The 4317-nt window shown below is 60.4% G+C and carries 5 protein-coding genes and 1 pseudogene; 5 read left to right on the top strand and 1 reads right to left on the bottom strand.

The window, feature by feature from the left end:
- The 5 genes from AC1DZP_RS35675 to AC1DZP_RS35655 form a co-directional block, all read left to right on the top strand.
- Positions 1–1086 (top strand): FAD-binding oxidoreductase (locus tag AC1DZP_RS35675; protein WP_477308981.1); only part of this gene is annotated, 1086 nt, incomplete at its 5' end.
- Between the two features lie 103 nt (positions 1087–1189).
- Entirely contained in the window at positions 1190–2317 is a 1128-nt protein-coding gene (locus tag AC1DZP_RS35670; protein WP_477308979.1) for an S-(hydroxymethyl)glutathione dehydrogenase/class III alcohol dehydrogenase, read from the top strand.
- Positions 2318–2383: 66 nt separating this feature from the next.
- Positions 2384–2953: an S-(hydroxymethyl)glutathione synthase gene (gfa, locus tag AC1DZP_RS35665; RefSeq protein ID WP_477308977.1), complete on the top strand. Its 570-nt coding sequence runs from the start codon at positions 2384–2386 to the stop codon at positions 2951–2953.
- A 57-nt stretch (positions 2954–3010) separates the two neighbouring features.
- Positions 3011–3838: an alpha/beta hydrolase gene (locus tag AC1DZP_RS35660; RefSeq protein WP_477308975.1), complete on the top strand. Its 828-nt coding sequence runs from the start codon at positions 3011–3013 to the stop codon at positions 3836–3838.
- Positions 3726–4169 (top strand): hypothetical protein, encoded by a 444-nt coding sequence (locus AC1DZP_RS35655; protein ID WP_477308973.1) that lies wholly within the window; start codon positions 3726–3728, stop codon positions 4167–4169. Before AC1DZP_RS35660 ends, AC1DZP_RS35655 begins: the two co-directional genes overlap by 113 nt.
- Here AC1DZP_RS35655 and AC1DZP_RS35650 read toward each other — a convergent pair.
- Positions 4084–4317, bottom strand: a pseudogene (locus AC1DZP_RS35650) (alcohol dehydrogenase); the annotation flags it as partial. The gene AC1DZP_RS35655 and the pseudogene AC1DZP_RS35650 overlap by 86 nt on opposite strands.

Below are 4317 nucleotides of genomic sequence, written 5' to 3'. Positions count from 1 at the left end.
GGTTTCCTGCTGTCGGATCTGAATGCCGCGCTCGAAACCGAAGGGCTGTTCTTCCCAATTGATCTTGGTGCAGATCCCCGGCTGGGCGGCATGCTGTCAACAAATACAGGTGGGGCACGATTTCTCAAATATGGCGACGCCCGCAAGAATACGCTTGGCATGAAGGTCGTGTTGGCGGATGCGGAAGGTACGATCCTCGATTTCGGCCGCGAGCTCAGAAAGAACAACACCGGCATCGACTGGAAGCAGATTTTTATTGGTACATCCGGCAGTCTCGGCATTATCACCGAATGTGTTCTCAACCTTGAACGGCGCCCAAGACAAAGCGCCGCTGCATTGCTGGTTCCATCAAGTGCCGGCCATGTCATGTCACTGCTTCGTGCAATGGAAACACGCGCCGGTGGCTATCTCACTGCCTTCGAGGGCATGTCCGGAAATGCGATCAAGGCCACGCTCCATCATATCCCATCTTTGCGCAATCCCTTCGAAAACCGCGAAATCCCCGATTACGTGATCTTGGCGGAGTTAACGCGAACCTGGGATCTTCGCGACAATGAGCAGACGCTCGACAGCGTGCTTGAAACGGTCCTGGCAGAGATGTGGGAGTTGCAAGAGGCGCCCTTGGCCGATGCTCTGTTCGGGTCGGCGCATGAAATGTGGGCGCTGCGCCATGCGATCTCCGAGGGCGTGAGACAGATGGGAAAGCTTGTCGCGTTTGATCTGGCCTTTCGCAGAGGTGACGTGATGACGTTCTGCGAGCGGATGAAAGCCGAAATACCGGCGCGCTTCCCGGGCGTTGCGGTCTGCGATTTCGGTCATATCGGCGATGGTGGTGTGCATTTCAATCTCGTTGCCGATCGGGCAAGCGGCGTTGCTGCAGATGCGAGCATGGAGGGCCAGCTCCGGGACTGGGTGTATGACGTCGTGGTCAATGACTTTGATGGCAGCTTCAGTGGTGAACATGCGATTGGCCGGAGAAACCAAGCCTACTACGACAAGTTCACGCCGGCTGTGCTGAAACATATGGCGCGAGAACTCAAAACGATCACCTCACCAGCGGGTCTCGGTGCGGTGAGGTTCGGCTAGCAATTGACCTCGTCGGATCTCTTCGAGGCCCGGCTGGAGCCGGAAAAGGCGATCAGCAAGGGGCAAAGGCCTGCTGAAAAGGGTTGAAGAAGGAAGAAAGACGATGGACGTACGCGCTGCCGTTGCCGTTCAGGCCGGAAAGCCGCTGGAAATTATGACGGTACAACTCGACGGACCGCGCGAGGGCGAGGTGCTGGTCGAGATCAAGGCGACCGGCATCTGCCACACCGACGAGTTCACGCTGTCGGGCGCCGATCCCGAAGGCCTGTTTCCGGCCATCCTCGGCCATGAGGGCGCCGGCGTCGTCGTCGATGTCGGCAAGGGCGTCACCTCGGTCAAGAAGGGCGATCACGTCATCCCGCTCTACACGCCGGAATGCCGGCAATGCCCGTCCTGCCTGTCGCGCAAGACCAATCTCTGCACCGCCATCCGCGCCACCCAGGGCCAGGGCTTGATGCCGGACGGCTCGTCGCGCTTCTCGATCGGCAAGGACAAGATCTTTCACTATATGGGCTGCTCGACCTTCTCGAACTTCACCGTGCTGCCCGAGATCGCGCTGGCCAAGGTCAATCCCGACGCCCCCTTCGACAAGATCTGCTACATCGGCTGCGGCGTGACCACCGGCATCGGTGCGGTGATCAACACGGCCAAGGTCGAGCAAGGCGCCACGGCCGTCGTCTTCGGCCTCGGCGGCATCGGCCTCAACGTCATCCAGGGCCTGCGTCTTGCYGGCGCCGACATGATCATCGGCGTTGACCTCAACAACGACAAGAAAGCCTGGGGCGAAAAGTTCGGCATGACGCATTTCGTCAATCCGAAGGAGATCGACGGCGACGTCGTGCCCCACCTCGTCAACATGACCAAGCGCGGCGCCGACCAGATCGGCGGCGCCGACTATACGTTCGACTGCACCGGCAGCACCAAGGTGATGCGGCAAGCGCTCGAGGCGTCGCATCGCGGCTGGGGCAAGTCGGTGGTCATCGGCGTTGCCGGCGCCGGCCAGGAGATTTCGACGCGGCCGTTCCAGCTGGTCACCGGTCGCACCTGGATGGGCACCGCCTTCGGCGGCGCACGCGGCCGCACCGATGTGCCAAAGATCGTCGACTGGTACATGGACGGCAAGATCCAGATCGACCCGATGATCACCCATTTGCTGAAGCTCGAGGACATCAACAAGGGCTTCGACCTCATGCATGAGGGCAAGTCGATCAGGAGTGTCGTGGTTTACTGAAGAAGACCACACGCCGCGGACCAGCAGGCCTGCGACCTCTGTGGTTCACAACTGGAGGAGACAAGAATGGCGGAGAAACTGCATCCCAAGATCGACAATGGCTTGCCCAAGGAGAGCGCAAGCTTTGCCGGCGGCACATTGGTTTGCGCCTGCACCAGCAAGCCGGTGAAGGTGAAGGTCAAGGGCCAGATCGCCCACAACCATGCCTGCGGCTGCACCAAATGCTGGAAGCCGGAAGGCGCGGTGTTCTCGGTCGTTGCCGTTGCGGGCACCGGCGATGTCACCGTCACCGAGAATGGCGACAAGCTGAAAATTGTCGACCCGAGCGCGCTGATCCTGCGCCACGCCTGCACCGGCTGCGGCGTCCACATGCACGGGCCGGTCGAGCGTGATCATCCGTTCAAGGGCCTGTCCTTCATCCATCCCGAGCGCTTTGTCGAGGACGGCTGGTCGCCGCCGGGCTTCACCGCGTTCGTCTCGTCGATCATCGAATCCGGTGTCGATCCCAAGCGCATGGACGGTATTCGTGCACAGCTGAAGACGATCGGGCTCGAACCCTATGACTGCCTCAACCCCGGCCTGATGGACTACATCGCCACCTGGACCGCGAAGAAATCCGGCGCCTTGCCGGCCTAAAGATCTGAAACAAGCGTTCATGGGGCCGGAACAGCGATCCGGCCCCATATTCCCTGGATGCTAGTTGCCACCACACGCCAGCCCTCCGACAATGCCGCGCTCAGATATACCGGAGAGCGTGGGGACGACGTCCGCCTCGACAACATCGTCGTATCCGTCTCCCCCGCCAGCGCTCGTCAGATAGGTCTCGTTGTGTGGCCGAATGCTGAGAAGCCCGATCCGCGACGATCCTTCGTCACGCTCAAGGCCGACCTTCTTGGCGAGGAGCAGGTTGTGCCGTGGTTTCGCAAGGCAAGCCGGGGAACGAAGCACGTGCTGATTTTCGTGCCTGGATTCGACAACGGCCATGCCGAAGCCGTCTATCGTTTCGCACAACTCGTTCACGATGCGTGCATCAATGCCGCACCGGTGCCGTTCACCTGGCCTTCGCGCGGCAACGTGCTCGACTACGTCTACGATCGCGAAAGCACGATCTATTCCCGCTTCGGGCTCGACGCCGTTCTGAAAGCAGCCGTCGATAGCCCAGGCGTCGCCGAGGTGGTGATCCTGGCCCATTCAATGGGCATGGCTGACCATGGAGGCTCTGCGCGACATGGCCAACAGGACGCAAAAGTGCCGCCCAAAATTCGTTCAGTCATTCTCGCCTCGCCTGATATCGATGTCGACGTATTCAAGCGTCAGGTTTTGGAGCTGGGCGACAAGCGCTCGCATATCACCATACTCTTCGCAAAACGATCTGGCGCTCAAAGTATCCACCTGGCTCGCGGGCGATGTGCAGCGCCTCGGTGCTACCGATTTCCGGCCATACGAAAATCTGCTTCGTCAATACGGCTTCACCGTTATCGATGCCTCCGATGCGAAGCAGGGGGATGTTCTTGGGCTTAGCGCTTTTTCAGAAAACGCCGATATCCTGCGGAGCTTGGGAAATACCTTCCATGGCAGGACCAAAACCGCTGCTGCCCGTGTTGATGCCCGCGAGTGCTCTATTCTGCCCCGCCAAGGCCACTCCTTGATCATTCGGATTTCACGGCAGCGGGGCGAATGTTGCAGGCATCGACCGCCCCTCGATGAAGCGCTGCATCGAGAGGTGGCGTTGCGAGTTGCCACCAGGCTGAGGGGCTTGAGGGCGGCTACTGGAACTTGGTCACGACGCCGATGCCGATGCCTTCGAAGCCGCCCATGGCCATCAGGGCGGCCGGAGCCTCTTCGAGGCTGAGCCTCTTGCTGACCAGAAGTTCGGGCTTCAGCTTGCCGCTGCCAATCATCGCCATAATCGCCGGATAGCGGTAGGCCTGCATGCCCAGGCTGCCGAGGATTTCGAGCTCGAAGGCGATCACCTGATCCATCGGCACCTGCGCCCTGGC

The organism is Mesorhizobium sp. P2_F8, from assembly GCF_056403655.1.
The sequence above is the reverse complement of the archived record's forward strand: the minus strand, read 5'-3'. Positions and strand labels throughout refer to the sequence as shown.

Coding starts and splice junctions, on each gene's coding strand:
- gfa (WP_477308977.1), top strand. CDS start 2,384: ATGGCGGAGAAACTGCATCCCAAGATCGACAATGGCTTGCCCAAGGAG.
- AC1DZP_RS35660 (WP_477308975.1), top strand. CDS start 3,011: ATGCTAGTTGCCACCACACGCCAGCCCTCCGACAATGCCGCGCTCAGA.